Below are 21,867 nucleotides of genomic sequence, written 5' to 3'. Positions count from 1 at the left end.
TAGATGGCGAAGAGCGGCAGCGTCTCATCCACAAAATTCGGCAGGGCCTTGCTTCAAAACCCACCCGCGATTTCCGGACAAGCCGCATCTCAGGCCTCGCGCGGATCATCGACGGATTGTTGTCGAGCGCCATCCAGAAGCCGATAACTTGTCGCGCAGTCTGTTCAGCTGGTCTGTCTCTGCCCACTCAGGCTATGCTTCCATTAATGTGGGCACAGGTCTTCAGCTGGAGACGACATGGCAAGACCCGACTTGGATATGGGGCGTATCCCTGCTCAAAGCGTCGAGGCCATCATGGCCGGCTTCGGCGTCGGGCCTGGCGGCCTCTCTCTGCCCGAGGTCCAGGCAAGGCTTGAGCGCCTGGGCGAGAACAACATAAGCCATTCCCGCGGCAAGCCACTGGCATTGCGTTTTTTGGACCAATTCACGCATTTGATGGCCGTGCTTCTCTGGGCCGGTGGCGGCATAGCCTTCGCGGCCCGCTTGCCACAACTCGGCGTGTCCATCTGGCTCGTCAATATCATCAACGGAGCCTTCGGCTTCTGGATGGAATACAAGGCAGAGAAGGCCATGAAAGCCTTGCTTCGCCTGATGCCGGAGTCCGTTACGGTCATGCGGGACGGAATCGTCATGAAAGCCGGCAGTGCCGGGATCGTACCCGGCGACGTGGTCATCCTGACCGAGGGCGACCGTGTGCCGGCCGACGGACGGGTCATCGAGGAATACCGCCTGCGCGTGGACCAATCGACCTTGACAGGCGAGTCGATACCAGCCTCCAAAACCGCCGCCATCGTCGAGAACAAAGGAATCGATGCCGCCAACCTCGTCTTCGCTGGCACCACGGTGTCCGCCGGTGAAGCCAAGGCATTGATTATCGCCACGGGCATGGACACGCTCTTCGGGCGCATCGCTGGCGAGGCTCAGGCTGTGCGAGAGGAGCCCAGCCCGCTGCAACAGGAACTCAGGCGGGTCACACGCAGCGTGACCTTCATCGCCCTGGGCGTAGGCCTCGTCTTTTTCCTGTTGGCCGCCCTGTTCGTCGGCGTGCGGCCGGCCGAAAGCTTCATTTTTGCCCTTGGCATGATCGTGGCCTTTGTTCCTGAGGGACTTCTGCCGACGGTCACCCTTTCCCTGGCCATGGGAGTCCGCCGCATGGCCGCGAACAACGCGCTCATCAAACGCCTCTCGTCCGTCGAGACCCTCGGCTGCGCCACAGTCATCTGCACTGACAAGACCGGCACGCTGACCGAAAACGAAATGACAGTCGTTTCCCTCTGGACTCCCGTCCGCCAGCGGCATGTGACAGGCACGGGGTATTCCGCGTCCGGCCAAATCGAACACATGGACGATGCCGCCAGGCTCGCGCTCCAGGCGGGCTGTCTGTGCAACACCGCGACGCTCACACCCAAGCCTCTGGGCGATCCCACTGAAATCGCTCTCCTCGTGGCCGCTGCCAAAGCGGGCCTGGATCCGGACGCCTTCCGCTCGCGCTTCAGGAAACTCCACGAAATACCTTTCGAGTCGGAGCGCAAACGCATGTCCGTCATCATCGAGGAGGACGGCCTGAAAACAGCCTATGTCAAGGGCGCTCCGGACAGCATCCTCGCCCTCAGCAGCCGCCTGTCCAGAAACGGCGACATGGAACCCATATCCGCTACGGCGCGCGACGAGATCATCGCGGCCAACGACACATATGCCCGCGCCGGCTACCGCGTCCTGGCCCTAGCGCGGAGGGAGCTGCCCCGTTCCTTCACTCTCCCCGACAATCCGGACCTGCTGCCCCAGGAGACCGTGGAGACTGACCTGGACTTCCTGGGGCTTGCCGCCATGCTAGACCCGCCGAGGCCGGGAGTGCTGGAGGCCGTGGACTGTTGCCACGCCGCCGGCATCCGCATCATCATGATCACGGGCGACAATCCCCTCACGGCCGAGAGCATTGCTCGCCGCCTCGATATTCTCCGAGGTCCGCAGGCCGTGGTCGTTTCGGGCTCTGATCTTGAGCGCATGGACGACCAAAGCCTGTCCGACAGACTGCGGGGAGATGTCGTATTTGCGCGCGTCTCACCCGAAATCAAGCTGCGCATCGTCGAGACGCTCCAGCAGCATGGTGAGGTGGTGGCCATGACCGGCGACGGCGTCAACGACGCTCCGGCCCTCAAGCGCGCCGACATCGGAGTGGCCATGGGCCGGTCCGGCACCGACGCGGCCAAGGAGGCCGCGGACATGATCCTGGCCGACGACAACTTTGCCTCCATCGTTCGCGCCATCGAAGAAGGCCGGGCCGTATTCGTCAACATCAAAAAATTCATCACCTACATCTTCACGAGCAATATCCCTGAAGCAATTCCCTTCTTTCTTTTCGTCATGAGTCTTGGCCGCATCCCGCTCGCCCTGGGCATAATGCTCATCCTGGCGGTGGACCTGGGCACCGACATGCTGCCCGCCATCGCCCTGGGGGCCGAGCCGGCCGAACCAGGAATCATGAAGGTCCCGCCGCGCGACCGGCGAGAGCGCCTTATCACGCCTGCATTGCTGCGACACTCATTCCTGTTCCTGGGGCTCATCCAAGGAATGGCCTGCATGGCCGTCTTCTACTATTACTACTGGACCAACGGCTACGCAGGGCAATGGCTGGATCTGCCGTCAGAAGGTCCTGTCTATGCCTCGGCCACGGCCCTGACCTTCGCGGCCGTGGTGGTCACCCAGATAGGCAACCTCTTTGTGCAAAGGGCCGGCTCGCGCTCCGCCTTCCGCATCCCCCTGGGAGGCAACCGTCTCCTGTGGCCCAGCATCGCGACGGAGCTTGCCGTCATGATCCTCGTGGTCCACGTTCCGTTCTTGCAGGGCATCTTCGGCACAGCTCCGTTTGCGGCTCGTGATTGGATCGTTCTAGCAGTGCTGATCCCTTTGCTCCCTTTGGCCGACGAACTCAGAAAGTGCGTGCTTCGGAAGAGAAGCCAAAATAAACGCGCTATGTCCTGATGAGGCCGCCACGTGCGCTTCCGGAGGAGCCGCCGGTAGCATCGTTCCCAGATGCAAATGGCGACCGGCCCTTCCACTTTGGAATGGAGCCGATCGCCGCACGAAGTATGAAATCGGCGGAGAGGCTCCGCCGGGCGTCCAAATGTTCTACTTCTTGGCCTTGAACCCACGCACGCGCAGGCCTTGCAGCCGGATGAAGCCGGCGGCGTCCTTCTGGTCGTAAACCTTGTCGGCTTCGAAGGTGGCCAGATCCATATTGTAAAGCGAATACGGAGACTTGCGAGCTACGGGGTACACGCCGCCCTTGTAGAGCTTAACGCGTACTGTTCCGGTGACCTTCTCCTGGGTCTTGTCGATCATGACCTGCAGGGTTTCGCGCTCGGGCGAGAACCAGAAGCCGTAGTAGACCATCTCGGCATAGCGCGGAATGAGCGAATCGCGCATGTGCATGACCTCGCGGTCCAGGGTCAGGCTTTCCAGGTCACGGTGCGCGGCGTGGATAATGGTTCCGCCGGGCGTCTCGTACACACCGCGGGACTTCATGCCCACGAAGCGGTTTTCGACCATGTCCAGGCGGCCAACGCCGTGCTTGCCACCCAGCTTGTTGAGCTTCTTGATGATCGCGGCAGGCGAGAGCTGCTCGCCGTTGATGCTTACGGGATTGCCTGCCTCGAAGCCGAGCTCGATGACCTCGGCCTGATCCGGGGCCTTCTCCGGGGGCACGCTGAGCAGATACGAGGCCGGGCCAGCCTCCAGCCAGGGATCTTCCAGCTCGCCGCCCTCAAAGGACAGGTGCAGCAAGTTGCGGTCGCAACTGTAGGGCTTCTCCTTGGTCACGGGCACCGGGATGCCGTGCTCCGTGGCGAAATTGACCAAGTCGGTGCGCGACTTGAACGTCCACTCGCGCCAGGGCGCGATGGTCGTGATCTGCGGGGCCAGCGCCATGGAGGTCAACTCGAAGCGCACCTGGTCGTTGCCCTTGCCCGTGGCGCCGTGGGCCACGGCCTGAGCGCCTTCGGCCAAGGCGATCTCGACCATGCGCTTGGCGATGAGCGGCCGGGCGATGGACGTGCCCAGCAGGTAGCGTCCCTCGTACAGGGCTCCGGCGCGCATCATGGGGAAGATGAAATCGCGGGCGAACTCCTCCTGCAGGTCCTCGACATAGGCCTTGGACGCGCCGGTTTTTTTGGCCTTGTCCTCCAGGCCGTCCAATTCCTCTTCCTGACCCAGATCGGCCGTGAAGGTGACGACCTCGCAGTCGTAGGTCATCTTAATCCACTTGAGGATGATGGAGGTGTCCAGGCCTCCGGAGTAGGCCAGGACGACTTTCCGGATATCGCTCATATCGAACCTCGTGAACTGAATGTGTGGCTTACAGACTTACAATATTTCTCAGCTTCCAGCGTTCGCTCGGTAAGCTGCGCGAAGCAATCCTAATTACACATGTAAATGGTTCAAAAGCAATCCGTCGTTCCACTGACCCCACGCAACGCATTCGGGGCCAACTCGCAGGCCATCACATTTTCGTCGGGAATCGGATGCGTGGGTTTGATGCCGAAACCGGCGGCCGTCCTAAAGCCGTAGCGATGGTAGTAAGCGGGGTCGCCGACAAGGAGCACCGACGTGTAGCCTCTGGCCTTGGCCAATCTGAAACTCTCCTTGATCAGCGCGGAGCCTATCCCCCGGTTCCTGTACTCCAGGGCCACCGAAATGGGCGCCAAAAGAAGCGTTTCGAACTTGGTCTCGCCATCAACGACATGGGCCTTGGTCAGCATGATGTGCCCAACAAGCTGGCCATTTTCCTCGGCAACCAGGGCCAATTCGGGAATATAGTTGCCGCCGCTGCGTAGTTGGTTGACGAAATCCTGCTCCTTGCCATTGGAAACTTTCGCGGTCTGAAACGCGACTTTGACCAGGTCGTATATTTGAGGGAACTCTGCTTCTGTTTCTCTTCTAATGACCATGGCGAGTCCTTAAATAACTTCATTGCCCCCAAGCCTCGCGGTCCTCATGACTAAAGGGACCACATCCCCTGGCGGGTGGGGTTCGGGGAGGAGCGAGCCGCTCTGGCAGGCAACGCCCTCCCCTATTCACATCTAGATCGTATGAAACGGCTTCGGGCCGGGGCGGTCGTCCGCGAACTCCCTGGCCGTGGACTCTGGAGCATGGCCGAAGACCCATTCCAGGATAGCCTTCTGCATGTGCAGGCGGTTTTCGGCCTGATCCCAGACAATGGAGGCCGGGCCTTCCATGACTTCGTCCGTGATCTCCTCGCCTCGGTGGGCCGGCAGGCAATGCATGACCTTGACCTCGGGATCGGCCAGCTTGAGCAGCTCGTCATTGACCTGGAAGTTGGCAAAGGGCTTGGACCGTGCGCCCTGCTCGCTCTCCTGGCCCATTGATGCCCACACGTCGGTGTTCACGTAGTGCGCGCCATCCATGGCCAGCTTGGGCTCATGGGAAACATGAATCCGCGCTCCGAGCTGCACGGCCTTGTTCAGGATGCGGGCATCGGGCTCGAAACCCTTGGGTACGGCCAAGGACAGGTAAAACGGGAAGTATATGGCCGCATTGATCCACGAATGGGCCATGTTGTTGCCGTCGCCTATCCAAGCCACCTTGAGATCCTTGAAGGACGGGGTGCGCTCGTACATGGTCAGCAGGTCGCTGAGCACCTGGCAAGGATGGTGGAGGTCGGACAAGGCGTTGACCACCGGCACGCTGGCGTACTCGGCCAACTCTTCGAGTTTTTCCTGTCCGAACGTGCGCACGATCATGCCCGCGCAGTAGCGCGAAATGACGCGGGCCGTGTCCTTGAGGGGCTCGCTACGGCCGAGCTGGGACTCATGGGGGGTCATGAAGATGGTGTCGCCGCCCAGGTGACGCACGGCCATCTCGAAAGACAGACGTGTGCGGGTGGAAGCCTTTTCGAAAATCATGACCAGCACCTTGCCGGCCAGAATTTGGCTCCTGTGGTCGGTGTCCTTCATCTCCTTGGCCCGTGTGACAAGGGCCCAGGATTGAGATCTAGGCATGTCGAGAATGTCGAGAAAGTGCTTCCACTTGTTGGGCATGGCGCGCTCCAGGGGCGAAAATGACGTGATGCGCCTATGCGCATCATGAAAAGATGAAACTTAGCCGCGGGATAAGCGGATGTAAAGCCTTTTACGTGCACAAGTCCGTCCGTGAACGCGTGCAGAGCCTGCGCCGGAGATGATGGCCGCCGCCAGTCCGGATGGTACGGCGATTAGAGCATTTTGAAAATGCTCTGCAAGCCATGCGGCGGCATGGCTTGCCGCTAGCTTCGGCGTAGGCGCAATTCACTTGCGCCGTAAACGCCGGAGCGGGCGTCTTAAAAGCAATCTGCTCTAGCAGCATGACCTGCCCCGAGCCGATCTTCATACGCTGAATCCAGACAAAACGCCCTTCATCTGGTTTACTTTCCAACTCGCCACTGGCATCGGTATTGCTGCTGCGAATGAAGCAATTCGCACCGGGAGCGGTCATGGATATTCTCTTCTCAGTCATCACCCCAAGCCGTGTGGATCGGCCCTTGGCACTGGCCCACGCCGTCAGCAGCGTCGAGGCGGCCGCTCTTGAGGCCGAACGGCTGAACCTGCTGCACCGTGAGCAGGTGGAACACTTGGTAGGCTTCGACGGCCAAGGCGGCACGCGGCCAAAGACGCTGCTCCCAACCAGTTTCATAGACTTCCCGCGTCAGGGCAATTTCGGCAACCACATACGACATCACCTGCTTCGCGCAGCCCGTGGCCGGCACGTGCTTTTCGTGGATGACGACAACGCGCTTCTTCCGGGAGCATTTGCCGCCTACCACCCGCATCTGCAAAACGAATTCATCGTCGCGCGCATCGACACGTCACTGGCTTTTGACATTCCTCACCTGCCACGCCCCGATGAAACCGGCAGCGCCGAAGCGGCTTTGCGCCAGGGAAACATCGACCCGCTCTGCCTGTGCCTGTCCCGTGACCTCGTGGTGGAACGCTGTCGGGGCTGGGACAACGAGGGCGGTTATGAATCGGACTTCCTGAATTTCCGCCGCTATTTTCGCCGCGCCCATGGGGCCGTGCGCATCGATGACGTGGTGGGAGTCTACGACGCCGGCCGCGGCCTGGATGTGCAGGGCCTCAACGAACGCCAGCGCAAGCTTGTACCCCCGGCAACGCAGTAACGTATTTGACTGCCGCTGCCCAAGGCGATACAGACTCATTCCTTGTAGGGGAACTTCAACCGCAACAGCCGCCCCCCAGGGCCGCGGCCACGGAGCATGACATGAGCCTTTGTCCCTGCGCATCAGGTAAGAATTTCAGCGAGTGTTGCGAACCCATTATCAAAGACCAGGCCAAGGCTGGAGGTCCCGAGGCGCTCATGCGCGCTCGCTACACTGCCTTTGCCGTGCAGGATATCGATTTCCTGCGCGAGTCGCTTATGCCCGGCACTCGCCAGGATTTCGACGAGCAGGCCGTGCGCCAATGGGCCCAGGCAGCGCAGTGGCCGGGCGTCGAGATAGTCACTTCGGAACTCGCGGCGGACGGCGAAAGCGGCGTTGTGCATTTCATCGCCCGCTATACAGTAAACGGAAAGCCCCAGGAATTTGAGGAAAAGGCCATTTTCCAAAAGCAGCAGGGGCTCTGGTACTACGTTGACGGCGAAGTCAGAGGCCAGACCACCTACCGTCGTGAGTCGCCCAAGATCGGCCGCAACGATCCCTGCCCCTGCGGCAGCGGCAAGAAGTATAAGAAATGCTGCGGCTAGCGAACCTGCCGCAGGTTAACCATCAACCGCGAGGAGCCTCAATGCGCCTTGCATACCTGATCGCGCTCGCGCTGCTCGCCGTCCTGCTGGCCGGCCCGGCGTCAGCGGCGGAAAAAAGGAGCCACCCCATGGTGAAGCTTGAGACGAGCATGGGCGACATCGTCCTGGAACTGGATGCCGAGAAGGCCCCCAAGACCACGGAAAATTTTCTGCGCTACGTGCGCGAGGGCCACTACGATGGAACCATCTTCCACCGGGTCATAAACAACTTCATGGTCCAGGGCGGCGGCATGGACAAGAACATGAGCGAGAAGCCCGGCCATGAGCCCATCGAAAACGAGGCCGACAACGGCCTGAAGAACGAGGCCTACACCGTGGCCATGGCCCGCACCAACGATCCGCACTCGGCCACGGCGCAGTTTTTCATCAACGTCAAGGACAACAGCTTCCTGAACCACAAGTCCAAGTCCGCCCAGGGCTGGGGCTACGCCGTGTTCGGCAAGGTGGTCGAAGGCAAGGAAGTGGTGGACGCCATCAAGGCCGTGCCCACGGGCAACCGCGGCTACCATCAGGACGTGCCGCTCATGCCTGTGGTCATCAACAAGGCCACCGTGGTCGAAGACAAGAAGTAGCCCACCGGCTGCTTTCCCAGGCCGTAAAAAAGGCCGGAAGCCCTAGGGCTTCCGGCCTTTCTATTTTGAAACGATGGGTCCAGGGAGATTATCTCCCTGGCAGGGTGAGGTCTGGAGAGGGACAGCGTCCCTCTCCAGTTTTCTTTTCCTAGAGCAGATTGCTTTTAAGACGCCCGCTCCGGCGTTGTCGGCGCAAGTGAATTGCGCCTACGCCGAAGCTAGCGGCAAGCCATGCCGATGCATGACTTGCAGAGCATTTTCAAAAGCAAAATGCTCTAATGCGCTCGCCGCGCCTGCACTCCATCTTTCAGGAGCGTGCTGGCGATGGGTTGCACATCCTCGGTGGCGCAGAACATGGCGCGCGGGGAACTCTCGCCGCAGGCGAGAGCCTTGTCCAGGACGTCATCCATGTTCTCCACCTGGATGATCTCAAGGTCCTTGAGGATCTCCTCGGGCACATCCTTGAGGTCCTTGGCGTTGTCCTTAGGAATGAGCACCGTGGTGATGAGGCCGCGATGCGCCGCCAGGAGCTTCTCGCGCAGACCGCCGATAGGCAGCACGCGCCCGCGCAAGGTGATCTCGCCGGTCATAGCCAGGTCGTTGCGCACGGGCAGGTTGACCAGCGCCGAGACCACGGAGGTGGCAAGGGTCACGCCGGCGCTGGGGCCGTCCTTGGGCACCGCGCCTTCCGGCACATGGATATGGATGTCCACGCTCTTGTAGAAGTCGGGCTTGAGGCCAAACATGTCCGAGCGCGAGCGCACGTAGGATATGGCCGCGCGAGCCGACTCCTGCATGACATCACCCAGCTTGCCGGTGATTTCCACCTTGCCCGAGCCGGGCATGAGCGCGGTCTCCACCGTAAGCAATTCGCCGCCCAGTTCGGTGTAAGCCAAGCCCATGGTCATGCCGACCTGGGGCGTTTCTTCCTTTTCGCCGTAGCGGAACTTGGGCACGCCCAGGATGGATTGGAGATTCTGGGCCGTAATCTGCACGGCCATCTCCTTGTTACCTTCCTCAACGAGCTTCATAGCCGTCTTGCGGCAGACGCTGGCCAGTTCGCGCTCCAGGCTGCGCACACCCGCCTCTTTGGTATAGCGACGGATGACTTCCAGCATTGCGTCGTCGGACAGAGAAAGGTTTTCTTCTGTAAGCCCGTGCTGCTTGATCTGCTTGGGCAGCAGGAAGCTGCGCGCGATCTGGCGCTTCTCGGTTTCCAGATAGCCGGGCAGCTCGATGATCTCCATGCGATCGCGCAGAGGCGCCGGGATGGAGTGCAGGCTGTTGGCCGTGGTGATGAAGAAGATCTTGGACAGATCGTAATCCAGATCGAGATAGTGGTCACCAAAGGCGTTGTTTTGCTCCGGATCCAGGACCTCCAGCAGCGCGGCCGAAGGGTCGCCGCGGAAGTCCATGCTCATCTTGTCCACCTCGTCCAGGATGAACACCGGGTTGTTGTACTTCACCCGCTTCAGGGACTGAATAATCTTGCCGGGCAACGCACCAACGTAGGTCCGGCGATGACCGCGGATCTCCGCCTCGTCGCGCACGCCGCCCAGGGACAGGCGCACGAAGGGTCGGTCCGTGGACCTGGCAATGGACTTGGCCAACGAGGTCTTGCCCACGCCCGGAGGTCCCACGAAGCAGAGAATGGGACCCTTGAGAGTGCCCACCAGGCTCTGCACGGCCAGAAACTCCAGGATGCGCTGCTTGGGCTTGTCCAGGCCGAAATGATCCTCGTTCAGAATCTGCCGCGCCTTGGCCATGTCCAGAGGCGTTTCCTTGAGCTCGTTCCAGGGCAAGTCGAGAATCCAGTCCACGTAGTTGCGCACCACGGTGTACTCGGCCGAGCTGGGCGGAATCTGCTTGAGCTTCTTGCACTCGCGCAGGCCCTTCTCACGGGCCTCCTCGGGCATGTTCTTCTCGCGCATGCGCTTCTCGAGCTCCAGGATCTCGGTGACCGGATCCTCCTCGCGCCCCATCTCCTTGGTGATGGCCTTGAGCTGCTCGTTCAGGTAGTAGTCCTTCTGATTCTGCTCCATCTGCGACTTGACCCGGCCCTTGATCTTCTTCTCCAGGGACGAAATCTCAATTTCGGCATTGAGCAGCCCGAAGGTCTCCTCCAGGCGCTTGATCGGGTCGAACTCCTCCAGGACCTTCTGCTTGGTGGCATACTCGGTCTTGAGGTGCGGCATGATGGCATCGGCGAGCCGCCCCGGCGCATTCAGGGAATTCATGGCCGCCACGGTCTCTTGAGCCAGCTTCTTGTTGACCTTGGCGTACTTGTCCAGGGCCTCGTGGGTGGCGCGAACCAGAGCCTGAGCCTCCAGAGTATCCGAGTCGTCATCGCTGATGGGCTCGGTCTCGACAATGGGATACTCGTGCTCGGGGTCGAAACGGTACGTTTCCTTGTCCCAGGTGGCGCGCTGAAGACCCTCGAAGAGCACCTTGATGGTGCCATCGGGCAGCCGCAGGAGTTGGAGAATCTTGCTCACAGTGCCGACGGAGAAAAGATCCCCAGGCTCGGGGCGCTCCTTCTCGGGCACGTTCTGGGTGACCAGAAATATCTTCTTGTCGTATTTGGTCAGCGCGTTCTCGATGGCCTTGATTGATGCCTCGCGCCCCACGAACAAGGGCACGATGGACTTGGGAAACATGACCACTTCGCGCAGCGACATGATCGGCAGCTCGATCCGCTCGAGGAAGGGATCGTTTCCGAAGGAGAAAAACTTGGACATCGCGCCTCCTGATTACGTTGGAACCGGCGGGAGGGAGAACCCGCAGGCCGGCAGGCAGCCGGGATTCCAGATTATTAAGGCCGCCGGTGAATATGTCAAACCGGCGGCCTTTTTTATCCCGCAAATGCGGGACGAGCTGCGTGTGTGTCGACTAGGCCGACTTGGCTTCCTGATGATAGAAGAGCAATGGATCCACGCCCTTTTCCACCACCGATTTATTGATGACGCACTCCTTGACCCCGGTCATGGACGGCAGACGGAACATGATTTCGAGCATGATGCTCTCCATCACGTTGCGCAGGCCTCGGGCGCCGGTCTTACGCAGAATGGCTTGTTGGGCAATGCCGCGCAGGGCGTTGGCCGTGAAGCGCAGTCTGACCTTATCCAGTTCGAAGAGCTTCTGGTACTGCTTGACCAGGGCGTTCTTGGGCTCGGTGAGCACACGCACCAGATCGTCCTCGCCCAGGTCGATCAGTGAGGTCACCACGGGCACGCGGCCCACGAACTCCGGAATCATGCCGAACTTGACCAGATCGTTGGGATGCGCGAAGCGCAGGAGCTCGCTTATGCTCAGCTCGCGCTTGCCCTCCACCTTGGCGCCGAAGCCCATGGCTCCGCCGCGCATGCGCTGCTGGATGATCTTGTCCAGGCCGATGAACGCTCCGCCCATGATGAACAGGATGTTCGAGGTATTCAGGCGGATGAACTCCTGCTGCGGATGCTTGCGGCCACCCTTGGGCGGGATGTTGGCATCGGTGCCCTCGATGATCTTGAGCAGAGCCTGCTGCACGCCCTCGCCCGACACATCGCGGGTGATCGAAGGCGAATCGCCCTTGCGCGCTATCTTATCGATTTCGTCGATGTAGACGATACCACGGCTGGCGGCCTCGATATCATAGTCCGCGTTCTGCAGGAGCTGAACCAGGATGTTCTCCACGTCCTCGCCCACATAGCCCGCCTCGGTCAGGGTCGTGGCGTCGGCGATGGCGAAGGGAACCTTGAGAACGCGCGCCAGCGTCTGGGCCAACAGAGTCTTGCCGCAGCCCGTGGGGCCAAGCAGCAGGATGTTGGACTTGTCGATCTCCACGTCCTCGCCGGCGGTATCGGCGTAGTAGACACGCTTATAGTGGTTGTGCACAGCCACGGAGAGGACTTTCTTGGCCTGCTCCTGGCCAATGACGTGCTCATCCAGCTGGTCCTTGATCTCCTGCGGGGTAAGCAGGCGGCCATCCTCGAGGCCCTCGGAGACGGATTCCTGGGCGATGATCTCGTTGCAAAGCGAGACGCACTCGTCGCAGATATAAACCTCGGGTCCGGCGATGAGGCGCTGCACCTCTTCTTGGACCTTGCCGCAGAAGGAGCAGCAGAGATCCGGGGGCAAATGCGAATTCTTGGCCATCTTCTTTCCTATCTTCCTTAGAAGCTCGTCCTTTGCTTGCTCGCTCCTGACGCGAGTAGCGTTATCTTAAACTGACGGGCGATAGAGTCCGCCTTGTACTTCCAACTGCGCAGTATCGAGCTTGGCTCGACAATCGCTCTTGGATGCCTCACATTCGGAGGCCGTCCATATCGTCATGGCCCGTGTAGCTGATCTTCAAGGGCATTAAGCTTTTGGCCCTTTTTCGGAAGCCGTCTTGCCTCTGGAAACCATGATCTTGTCGATAAGGCCGTATTCAAGGGCTTCCTGAGCGCTCATGAAGTAGTCGCGATCCGTGTCTCGCTCGATCTGAGCCAGATCCTTACCGGTATTCTCGGCCAAGATGCGGTTCAGGTCGGCGCGCATGCGCAGAATCTCGCGGGCGTGGATGTCGATATCCGAGGCCTGGCCCTGGAAGCCGCCCATGGGCTGGTGTATGAGGATGCGCGAATTGGGCAGAGAGAAGCGCATGCCCTTGGTGCCCGAAGAGAGCAGAAATGCGCCCATGCTGGCGGCCTGGCCGATGCATAGCGTGGACACGGGGCAGGAGATGTAGCCCATGGTGTCGTAGATGGCCATTCCCGCGGTCACGGAGCCACCAGGTGAGTTGATGTACATGTAAATCTCCTTGTCCGGGTCCTCGGACTCCAGGAACAGGAGCTGGGCGCAGATCAGGCCGGCAATATGATCGTCGATTGGGTAGCCGAGCAGAATGATGCGGTCTCGGAGCAGGCGGGAGTAAATATCGTAGGCCCGCTCGGTGCGACCGGTGGTCTCGATAACGATGGGAACTTGCGCAAAGGGCATTCGATTTCTCCTTTCGCGATTGGCCGAAGCCGGCCCGAAGTGGCCGGCACAGTCGCCGGTTCGCCGGGCTGGATCATCACTGAGTCTTGAACGATTATGCCGTACCCGTACAATTAGCCATTTCGAACCTTGATCTCAAGCCGAAAAACTATGGCCGCTTGAGCAAGTGTCAAGCAAGTATCGAGCCGGTTGGTGAAGTAGCAGCTTAGCCGCCTTGGACTTCGGGGTGATATGATTTTTTTCCACCTTGCCGGAAGCCCTGAAAATTAGAAGGCCGGCCCGGAAAGCCGGGCCGGCCGTTCGTCAACTATGCCGAAGCTTCGGCTCCACCCGCGCTCTGAGCGGGTGGGACCTCGGTAACTTCCGCGGTTTCGTAGATGAGTTCAGAGGCCTTGTCAGCCAAAATGCGATCCTTGATGTCATGGATGAGCCCGGTGCGCTCGTGGTACTCGCGCAGGTTCTCATACTCCTGTCCGGACTGGGCAGCGGCCTGGCGGATGACAGCTTCCACTTCCTGGGGATCCACGGTCAGGCCCTCGTTAGTGGCCACGGCCAACAGAAATACCTGAGTGCGGGCCATCTTCTCGGCTTCGGGCTTGAACTCGGCCTGAAGCTCCTCCATGCTCTTGCCCAGAGACTCCAGGCTCTTGCCACGGCGCTCCAGCCGCTCGCGGCGCTCGCTCACCATATAGCCGATGTTCTTCTCCACCAAGCTCGGCGGCAGCGGAATTTCCATGCCTTCCATAAGCTGGTCAATCAGCTTGTTCTGGGCCACGGACTTGTTTAGCTGCGTGCGGCTCTTGGTGTAGGATTCGGTAATGGCCTCGCGCATCTTGTCCACGCTCTCGAAGTTACCGGCCTTTTTGGCCAGCTCGTCGGTCATCTCGGGCAGCCGCTTCTCCTTAATGGAGTGCAGATGCACGCGCACTTCGGTGGACTTGCCAGCCAGCTTCTCGTTGATGAAATCGGCGGGGAAGGAGATCATGCCGGTGCGCTGCTCGTCGGGCTTAAGGCCGATGATGAGTTGCTCGAAGCCCTCAAGAGCCTGGCCTTTGCCCAGTTCGAGTTGAAAATTGTCGGCCTTGAGCCCTTCGAACTCACCACCAGCCAAGGCGGCGAAGCTTACGGTGACCACGTCACCGTCCTTGGCCTCGCGCGGCTCTTCCACCTCGGCCACTTCGGCCAGGCTTTCGCGTATGCGCTCCACAACGGCCTGGACTTCGTCGTCCTTGACCTCTACGGATTCCTGCTCAATCTTACGGCCTTTGTACTCGGGCAGATCAAGCCTGGGCGCAACCTCGAAGCTGACGGAATAGCTGAAATCCTCGCCCTTGACGATCTGACCGGCATCGACCTTAAGGCCGGACATGGGCACGAGCTTCAGCTCGGTAAGTATCTGATTGATATGCAGGTTGATGAGATCGGTGGTCGCTTCATCAAAGATCTGTTTGCGGTATCTGGCCTCGACCATATCCGTGGGCACCTTGCCCTTGCGGAAGCCTTTGACGTCGGCATCGCGGCGGTACAGAGCGGTGGTGGCCAGAATGGCCGAGGTGGCCTCCTCGGCCGGCACGGAAACCTGAATCTTGCGCTCCACTGGGGAAATTTCTTCGACCTTGTATTCCATGGGGCTCTCCTTCTCCTCGCTGGTATTCTACTATTTTTTTCAACCCCATGCCCCCATGCCAAAAAGCTGGACGATAGGGTCGGGATAATTTGCAAACGCCTTTTATAGAAGCCAAACAGCTCATGTGTCAATCCAGTTGAGATTCTGACAGCCGAAAGGCTCCTACGAACCAAGCCGTACAAACCACTATTAACCAAAGTCACACATTGACAACTCCAGCGACTCTCTTTAGCTGTCCTGCTTTTGCAATGTTAGGCTGAAACCACGGCGAATTTCACCGCACTGTACACAGGCTCGCGACATCTCTTCCTTTCAGCTGTTTCGCGCACCGACTTTCGGTTACAGGCTCAATCGCCCTATTCGTCAGTTTGCCAGAAAAACGACACCCCTCCCAGGCCAACACCTGTTCGGTACCTGAAGGCCAGCAACTCGTACGGAGATACAGCATGCGCAGAGTAATCACCTTACGAACCAAAATGATGATTTTCGCCCTAAGCATCGGCCTGACGCCACTTTTATGCATGGGCGTTTTCAGCATTTTCACCGCATCCAAAAGCCTTTCCAGACAAGCCTTCAACGAGTTGGAGGCCGTGCGCGACATAAAGCTGCATGCCTTGCGGCAGCATGTTAAGAGCTGGTGCGACACCATCGAGGTTCTGCGCGAGAGCGAAGACGTGCGCGGCGGGCTCGCAAGTTTGACAAGCTACGCCAACCGCGCCGCCATCCTGCCAGGCATGAGCATGGACGTGCGCTCCGATGACTACGAGCGGCTGCACGCCCGCCATCATTCCTTTTTTCAGCGCTATGTCGCCAACCTCGGCTACTATGACATCTTCCTCATCTCCTCCGAAGGCCGAGTGCTCTTCACCGAAGCAAGGGAATCCGATCTCGGCGCGGATCTCGCCGAAGGGCCCCTGCGCGACAGCGGCCTGGCAAAGGTTTGGCGGCAGGCAATGACCGGCAATCTGGCCTTTACTGATTTCGCGCCATACGCACCTTCGGCAGGCGAACCCGCGGCGTTCATCGCCGCGCCGGTCATGTCCGGCCCACGCACGGCCGGCGTCGTGGTTCTGCAGATCTCCATCACCGACATCAACGCCCTCATGGCCCAACGCTCGGGCATGGGCACCACCGGCGAGAGCTACCTCGTGGGCAGCGACACGCTCATGCGCTCCGACTCGCCCCTGGACCCGGAGCACCATTCCGTAAAGGCCTCCTTTGCTGATCCAATACTGGGCAAAATTGACAGTCTGACCGCCCACAAGGCGCTGAAGGGCGGAAGCGGCGTGGAGATTCTGGAGGATTTCAAGGGCCGGCGAGTGCTTTCGGCCTATGCGCCCTTGGACGTCCTGGGTGAACGCTGGGCTTTGCTGGCGGAAATCGAAGCTAACGAGGCCTTTGCACCTGTGCGCTCGCTGACGTTCGCGGCAGCCGGCATCGCCCTACTCGCCGCATTGGGTGTCGCAGCGGCCAGCTTCCTGTTCCTGCGCCGGGAGCTGCTGTCACCCTTCGCCAAGCTACAAGCTTATGCAGCCAGAGTTGCTGAAGGTGACCTGCAGGCTAAGGCTGAGATCGACGACCAAGCCGAGATCGGCAATCTGCAATCTTCAGTCAGCCGCATGGTGGATCGACTAAAGGCCAAAATGGCCGAGGCCGAGGCCAAGGGGAACGAAGCCTCCGAGCAGGCAGACAACGCCCAGGCTGCCTTGGAAGAAGCGCGGCGGCAGGAGGAGCGCGTGAGCATGCTTCTTGGCAAGCTGCGCCAAGTGGCCGACAGGGCCGACCAGATATCCGAACGCGTGGCCTCCTCGGCCGAGGAGCTTTCCGTGCAGGTGGAACAGGTAAGTGGCGGAGCCGAAGCACAGCGTGACCGCGTGTCCGAAATCGCCACAGCCATGGAGCAGATGAATGCAACCGTGGCCGAGGTGGCCCGTAACACCAACCAAGCCTCATCCCAGTCGCACGCGACCAGTGACGAAGCCGAAAAGGGCGCTCATGTCGTGGAGCAGGCCGTTGCCGCCATCGACCGCGTGCGCTCCCAGGCTTCCCGGCTCAAGAAGAACATGGCCGACCTTGGTCAGCAGACCGAATCCATCGGCAAGATCATGAACGTCATCAGCGACATCGCCGATCAGACAAACCTGCTGGCCCTCAACGCGGCCATCGAAGCGGCCCGCGCCGGAGAGGCCGGCCGAGGCTTCGCCGTGGTAGCCGACGAAGTGCGCAAGTTGGCTGAAAAAACCATGGGAGCCACCAAGCAGGTGGACGCAAGCATCCGCGCCATTCAGGACGCCGCGAAGCAGAATATGTGCGGCATGGACGACGCGACCACGGCTGTGGAGGAAGCTACGGACCTGGCCCGCAATTCGGGCCAGGCGCTACAACACATTGTTGGACTGGCCCAGAACAGCGCCCGCCAGGCCGAAAGCATAGCCACGGCAACGGAGCAGCAGTCCGCGGCGTCGGAGCAGATCCGCCGCAGCCTGGAGGAAGTCAACCGCGTCATCGCCGAGACCGTGAACGGCATGAGCCAATCATCCGCCGCCGTGCGCAACTTGTCGCAGATGTCCACGGATTTGCACCGGCTCATCACCGAGATGCAGGACGCGGGCAAGGCCTAAAGCACGCAAAAAGGGCCGGGCGATATGCCCGGCCCTTTCATAAGCCACTGGTGCGTGAGGGGAGACTCGAACTCCCATGGCTAAGCCGCCAGATCCTAAGTCTGGTGCGTCTACCAGTTCCGCCACTCACGCATGGCCGGCAACCATCATTCACGAAAAACGATTTCGGCCCTGACGTCAACCGTCGGGCCGAGTGTCCGGCGTAGCGGAGGCTTTTTGGCCTTTTTGGGGCGGCCTGTCAACTCGCTTTAATGCGCTGCCCCCATTGGCCGGCAACAAGATGATTCACCGGCCCACTCCCCTTCCCCACGGGGAAGCTCTCGCGGATGGCGGCGTTGAGGAATTCCTGGGAGCGGCGCACGGCATCTTCCATGGACAGCCCCAGGCCCAAATTGGACGCAATGGCAGCGGACAGGGTACAGCCCGTGCCGTGACGGCTCTCGCCGCCCACGCGCGGCATGGGCAGGCTGACAATCTTGCCGTCCGGCAGGCCCAGCCAGTCCGTGACCTGCTCCCCTTCGCGCATGTGCCCGCCCTTGATGAGCACTGCCTTGGGGCCGAGATCGAGCAGCGCACGCATGGCCGCGAAAACGTCCTTGGACGATTCGATCTTCAGGCCCGAGAATAGCTCAGCCTCGGGGATGTTCGGCGTGAGCAGCGTTGCGCGCGGGAAAATGTGCGTCTTCATGGCCGACACGGCCGAGTCCTGCAAAAGCTGGTCGCCCGACTGGGCCACGCACACCGGGTCCACTACCAGCGGAAAGGCGACGTCACGCAGGCCCCAGGCCACGGCCCGGATGATCTCGGCCGAGAAGAGCATGCCCGTCTTGGCCGCGGCCACGTCGATGTCCGCCAGTACCGTTTCCAGCTGCTTGGCCACGAATTCGGCCGGCGGCGCATGGATGCCGGTCACGCCCCGCGTATTCTGGGCCGTCAGGGCCGTGATGACCGACAAGCCGTAGCAGCCGTGGGCATGAATGGTCTTGAGGTCGGCCTGGATGCCGGCCCCGCCGCCGGAGTCCGAGCCAGCGATGGTCAGGATGGAAGGAATGGCTTGCACTGTCACCCCTAGAGCAGATTGTTTTTAAGACGCCCGCTCCGGCGTTGACGGCGCAAGTGAATTGCGCCTGCGCCTGCGCGGCGGGAAGCCATGCCGACGCATGGCTTGCAGAGCATTTTCAAAAGCAAATGCTCTAAAAAAGTTGCGTCTGGTTGAACAGTTCCTGAAGTCTCACCTTCAGGTGCGTGTAGCGCTTCTCCGCGTCGTTGGCGCGCAGGGCGATGCCCACGGCCTTGTCGCTGCCGATGAGCACGGCCAGCTCCCGGGCGCGGGTCAGCGCGGTGTAGAGCAGGTTGCGCTGCAGCATGATATAATGTTGCGTAACCATGGGCACCACAACGGCAGGGTACTCGCTGCCCTGGGACTTGTGCACGCTCACGGCGTAGGCCAGGGTCAGCTCGTCCAGATCCGCGGCCTCGAAGGCCACTCCCCTGCCCTCGAAATCCACCAGCGCCTCGCCCGCCTCCGGGTCCACGCTGGTGACCCAGCCCAGGTCGCCGTTATAGATTTCCTTCTCGTAATTGTTGCGCAGTTGCAGCACCCGGTCGCCGGGACGGAAGGTCGTGCGGCCGCGCACGATCTCCTGCATGCCGGACCTGAGCGGATTGAGCCGTTCCTGGAGCATGGTGTTGAGCGCCTGCGTGCCCACCTCGCCCTTGTGCATGGGCGTGAGCACCTGGATGTCCCGCTTAGGATCCAGGCCGTAAATCTCGGGGATGCGCTCGCACACGAGCTGCAGGATGAGCGCCTGCACGCGGGCCGGTTCGTCCTGGCGCACCCAGAAAAAGTCCTTCTTGGGCGGCACGGCCTTGCTGTCTTCGCCGGGGAACTGACCGTCGTTGACCCGGTGGGCGTTGGTCACGATCCAGCTCTCCTGAGCTTGGCGGTAGATGCGCGTAAGGCACATGCTCGGCACGACCTGGCTGGCGAGCAGGTCGGACAGAATGTTACCCGGCCCCACGCTCGGAAGCTGGTTCACGTCGCCAACCAGAATGAGCCGGCAGGTCAGCGGAAGCGCACGCAGCACACTGACGAAAAGCTGCGCGTCGAGCATGCTGGCCTCGTCGATGATGACCGCCTCGGCCTTGAGCTTGGAGTCCTCGTTGATCGAGAAGCCCTGTTCCGGCGAGTACTGCAGCAGCCGGTGCAGAGTCGAGGCGGACTCGCCGGAAGCCTCGGACAGCCGCTTGGCCGCGCGGCCCGTGGGCGCGGCGAGCTTGATCTTGAGCCCGGCTTTCTTGAGCGAGCGTACGACCATGCGCGTGATGGTCGTCTTGCCCGTGCCCGGCCCGCCGGTGATAATGAAGGCCTTGTTGGCTACCGCGCCCAGCACGGCCTCGCGCTGCTCATGGGAGAGCTTGATGCCGGTCTCGGCTTCCAGTTCCGGCAGGCCGCGCTCGACCTTCTCCAAGGTTGCCGTGGGTGCGGGATGGCTCACAAGATTGTACAGCCGCGAGGCCGTCTCCTGCTCCCAGCGATAGAAGTGCTGCAAATACACGCCGCGTTGCACGTCGGCCGTGCCGATCTCCTCGACCACCACGCGCTTGCGCTCCAGCAGGCCGGCCAGAGCCTGATGCAGCTTGGCCGACTCCATGCCCTCCAGCATGCGGTCCACCTGGTCTAGGAGCTTGTCCTCCGGGAAAAACAAGTGGCCCTTCTCGGACATGCTGAACAGGGCGTAGACGATCGCGGCCTCCAAGCGCACTTGGCTGTCGGGCGGCAGGCCCAGCTTCATGGCCATGACGTCGGCCGTGCGGAAGCCGATGCCGCGCACCAGATAGGCCAGCTCGTAGGGGTTCTCCTTGAGCCGCTCCACGGCCTCGGCCCCGAAGGCCTTGTAGATCCTGGCCGCGTAGGTGGTGGGTACGTCGTGGGACTGCAGAAAGAGCATGAGCGTGCGAATGTCCCGCTGGGTGCCCCAGGACTCGCGGATGCGCTCCAGGGTCTTCTTGCCGATGCCGTCCACTTCGAGCAGCCGCTCGGGCTCGCTCTCAATGATGTCCAGCACGGCCGTGCCGAAGGTCGCCACCAGAGCCTCGGCCGTCTTCGGCCCCACGCCCTTGATGAGCCCGGACGAAAGATAGCGCACGATGCCGTGTTCCGTGGCCGGATAGGTCTGTCGGAAGGAGGTCACCTCGAACTGTCGGCCAAACTTGGAGTGCACGATCCAGCGGCCGGACAGCTCCAGCATCTCGCCAGGCGTGACCTGGCCCAGGATGCCCACGGCCGTGACCAAGCCGGGCTCGCTGGCCGAGGCGGCGCGCAACACGCAGTAGCCGTTCTCGGCGTTCGAGTAGACCACCTGGCGAACCTCGGCCCTGAGCGCTACCTGGAGCGTTTCGGAACCGGCTTCGTCGCCAGGAAGAGCCATCTGCTGCTGTTCGCTCATTTCCACCGCTTTGATATGTCGCAGTGCTTAGCTGGGAAGGGCTCCGCTCTCCCAAGCCCCAGCCTGCCAGGTTGCACGGCCTCTTGGACCCGTGTATGGATCCGGCCGGCTCATGATGATTCTACGCTGCCGGTGTAAACGAGATTGTCGCTGCAACAGCCTCAATCTCGTTCACGAATGCTGTGGGCCGGGGGCCAAAGTAGTCTATTGAAAACGTCGATAAGACGAAAGCTGTGCCCTTGCAAATGACTACCGGAGGACCGCATGGTTTCCAAGGCTTTTTCGTACCTGTGCATGTCCACCGAGCAGTAGCTCAAGGGAGATAGACTCAGAGGACAACTCGAAGCATCCTGCAAATACGAAGACACGCACGGACTACTTGTCGAATCCCTGTATGACATCGGCGTCTCGGCATTCGGGGCGCAAACCGGCACACCGGGGTGCTTAAAGAGGTCCTCGGCCTTGTCGAAAAGGCAAGCTCAAGAGAAGCTCCCGCCTGCCTATCGGAAACTTCAACAGGCTTTCCCGAGAACAAGTCACCAAGGCTCTGCCGCAATTCATCTCGCTGGTCAATGCCGAGATAAGGGGTAAGGTCACACTTTCTCTCAAGAGGCTCTTGCCATCGGGGCAGGGTCTATTCATGGTCTAAAGCAGATTGCTTTTAAGACGCCCGCTCCGGCGTTGACGGCGCAAGTGAATTGCGCCTACGCCTGCGCGGCGGCAAGCCATGCCGACGCATGGCTTGCAGAGCATTTTCAAAAGCAAAATGCTCTAGGGCCTGTTCACACTAAAGCAGTTTATGAATGAAGATAAGGGCCCAG

Annotated in this window: 15 protein-coding genes and 1 tRNA gene; 5 read left to right on the top strand and 11 right to left on the bottom strand. The window is 60.8% G+C overall.

The features are described 5' to 3' along the window. Nucleotides 1-237: 237 nt before the first annotated feature. Nucleotides 238-2,982: a cation-translocating P-type ATPase gene (locus H585_RS0116365; RefSeq protein WP_027368617.1), complete on the top strand. Its 2,745-nt coding sequence runs from the start codon at nt 238-240 to the stop codon at nt 2,980-2,982. Between the two features lie 147 nt (nt 2,983-3,129). On the opposite strand, the gene H585_RS0116360 is transcribed toward H585_RS0116365, so the two are convergent. The 4 genes from H585_RS0116360 to H585_RS23145 all read right to left on the bottom strand — a co-directional run bounded on the left by H585_RS0116360 (nt 3,130) and on the right by H585_RS23145 (nt 6,489). After that, complete coding sequence (locus H585_RS0116360; protein WP_005984078.1) at nt 3,130-4,326, bottom strand: argininosuccinate synthase; 1,197 nt, start codon at nt 4,324-4,326, stop codon at nt 3,130-3,132. 110 nt (nt 4,327-4,436) lie between these two features. Then, nucleotides 4,437-4,946, bottom strand: a complete 510-nt coding sequence (locus H585_RS0116355; RefSeq protein ID WP_027368616.1) for a GNAT family N-acetyltransferase — start codon at nt 4,944-4,946, stop codon at nt 4,437-4,439. A gap of 132 nt (nt 4,947-5,078) precedes the next feature. Further along, entirely contained in the window at nt 5,079-6,056 is a 978-nt protein-coding gene (gene argF / locus H585_RS0116350) for an ornithine carbamoyltransferase (protein WP_027368615.1), read from the bottom strand. Between the two features lie 91 nt (nt 6,057-6,147). Beyond that, nucleotides 6,148-6,489 carry a hypothetical protein gene (locus H585_RS23145; protein WP_138708211.1) on the bottom strand — a complete coding sequence of 114 codons (342 nt, stop codon included), beginning with the start codon at nt 6,487-6,489 and terminating at the stop codon, nt 6,148-6,150. On the opposite strand from H585_RS23145, the gene H585_RS0116345 reads away from it, so the two are divergent. The 3 genes from H585_RS0116345 (at nt 6,488) to H585_RS0116335 (ending at nt 8,387) form a co-directional block, all read left to right on the top strand. Beyond that, a complete protein-coding gene (locus H585_RS0116345) occupies nt 6,488-7,171 on the top strand; it encodes a hypothetical protein (RefSeq protein ID WP_027368614.1) in 684 nt (227 codons plus the stop codon). The two genes, H585_RS23145 and H585_RS0116345, sit on opposite strands and share 2 nt — an antisense overlap. Before the next feature lie 101 nt (nt 7,172-7,272). After that, nucleotides 7,273-7,755: a YchJ family protein gene (locus H585_RS0116340; protein ID WP_027368613.1), complete on the top strand. Its 483-nt coding sequence runs from the start codon at nt 7,273-7,275 to the stop codon at nt 7,753-7,755. 41 nt (nt 7,756-7,796) lie between these two features. Then, nucleotides 7,797-8,387, top strand: a complete 591-nt coding sequence (locus H585_RS0116335; protein WP_014260784.1) for a peptidylprolyl isomerase — start codon at nt 7,797-7,799, stop codon at nt 8,385-8,387. A 275-nt stretch (nt 8,388-8,662) separates the two neighbouring features. Here the strand turns inward: H585_RS0116335 and lon are convergent, their stop codons facing one another. From lon to tig, 4 genes are all read right to left on the bottom strand, one after another. Continuing rightward, entirely contained in the window at nt 8,663-11,125 is a 2,463-nt protein-coding gene (gene lon / locus H585_RS0116330; RefSeq protein ID WP_014260783.1) for an endopeptidase La, read from the bottom strand. A 151-nt stretch (nt 11,126-11,276) separates the two neighbouring features. After that, a complete protein-coding gene (gene clpX / locus H585_RS0116325) occupies nt 11,277-12,524 on the bottom strand; it encodes an ATP-dependent Clp protease ATP-binding subunit ClpX (RefSeq protein WP_014260782.1) in 1,248 nt (415 codons plus the stop codon). A 204-nt stretch (nt 12,525-12,728) separates the two neighbouring features. After that, complete coding sequence (gene clpP / locus H585_RS0116320; RefSeq protein ID WP_014260781.1) at nt 12,729-13,349, bottom strand: ATP-dependent Clp endopeptidase proteolytic subunit ClpP; 621 nt, start codon at nt 13,347-13,349, stop codon at nt 12,729-12,731. 307 nt (nt 13,350-13,656) lie between these two features. Continuing rightward, nucleotides 13,657-14,976, bottom strand: a complete 1,320-nt coding sequence (tig, locus tag H585_RS0116315; RefSeq protein ID WP_027368612.1) for a trigger factor — start codon at nt 14,974-14,976, stop codon at nt 13,657-13,659. A 446-nt stretch (nt 14,977-15,422) separates the two neighbouring features. On the opposite strand from tig, the gene H585_RS0116310 reads away from it, so the two are divergent. After that, on the top strand, nt 15,423-17,597 hold the full coding sequence (locus H585_RS0116310; RefSeq protein WP_027368611.1) for a methyl-accepting chemotaxis protein: 2,175 nt from the start codon (nt 15,423-15,425) through the stop codon (nt 17,595-17,597). A 48-nt stretch (nt 17,598-17,645) separates the two neighbouring features. On the opposite strand, the gene H585_RS0116305 is transcribed toward H585_RS0116310, so the two are convergent. The 3 genes from H585_RS0116305 to recD2 form a co-directional block, all read right to left on the bottom strand. Next, nucleotides 17,646-17,729 (bottom strand) — tRNA-Leu (locus H585_RS0116305). A gap of 106 nt (nt 17,730-17,835) precedes the next feature. Then, nucleotides 17,836-18,657 carry a bifunctional hydroxymethylpyrimidine kinase/phosphomethylpyrimidine kinase gene (gene thiD, locus H585_RS0116300; protein ID WP_027368610.1) on the bottom strand — a complete coding sequence of 274 codons (822 nt, stop codon included), beginning with the start codon at nt 18,655-18,657 and terminating at the stop codon, nt 17,836-17,838. Between the two features lie 133 nt (nt 18,658-18,790). Then, entirely contained in the window at nt 18,791-21,046 is a 2,256-nt protein-coding gene (recD2, locus tag H585_RS0116295) for an SF1B family DNA helicase RecD2 (RefSeq protein ID WP_027368609.1), read from the bottom strand. Nucleotides 21,047-21,867 lie beyond the last annotated feature (821 nt).

Source organism: Desulfocurvibacter africanus subsp. africanus DSM 2603, from assembly GCF_000422545.1.
In the GTDB taxonomy this organism is placed as follows: domain Bacteria; phylum Desulfobacterota; class Desulfovibrionia; order Desulfovibrionales; family Desulfovibrionaceae; genus Desulfocurvibacter; species Desulfocurvibacter africanus.
This window is presented reverse-complemented; position numbering and strand designations above follow the sequence as displayed.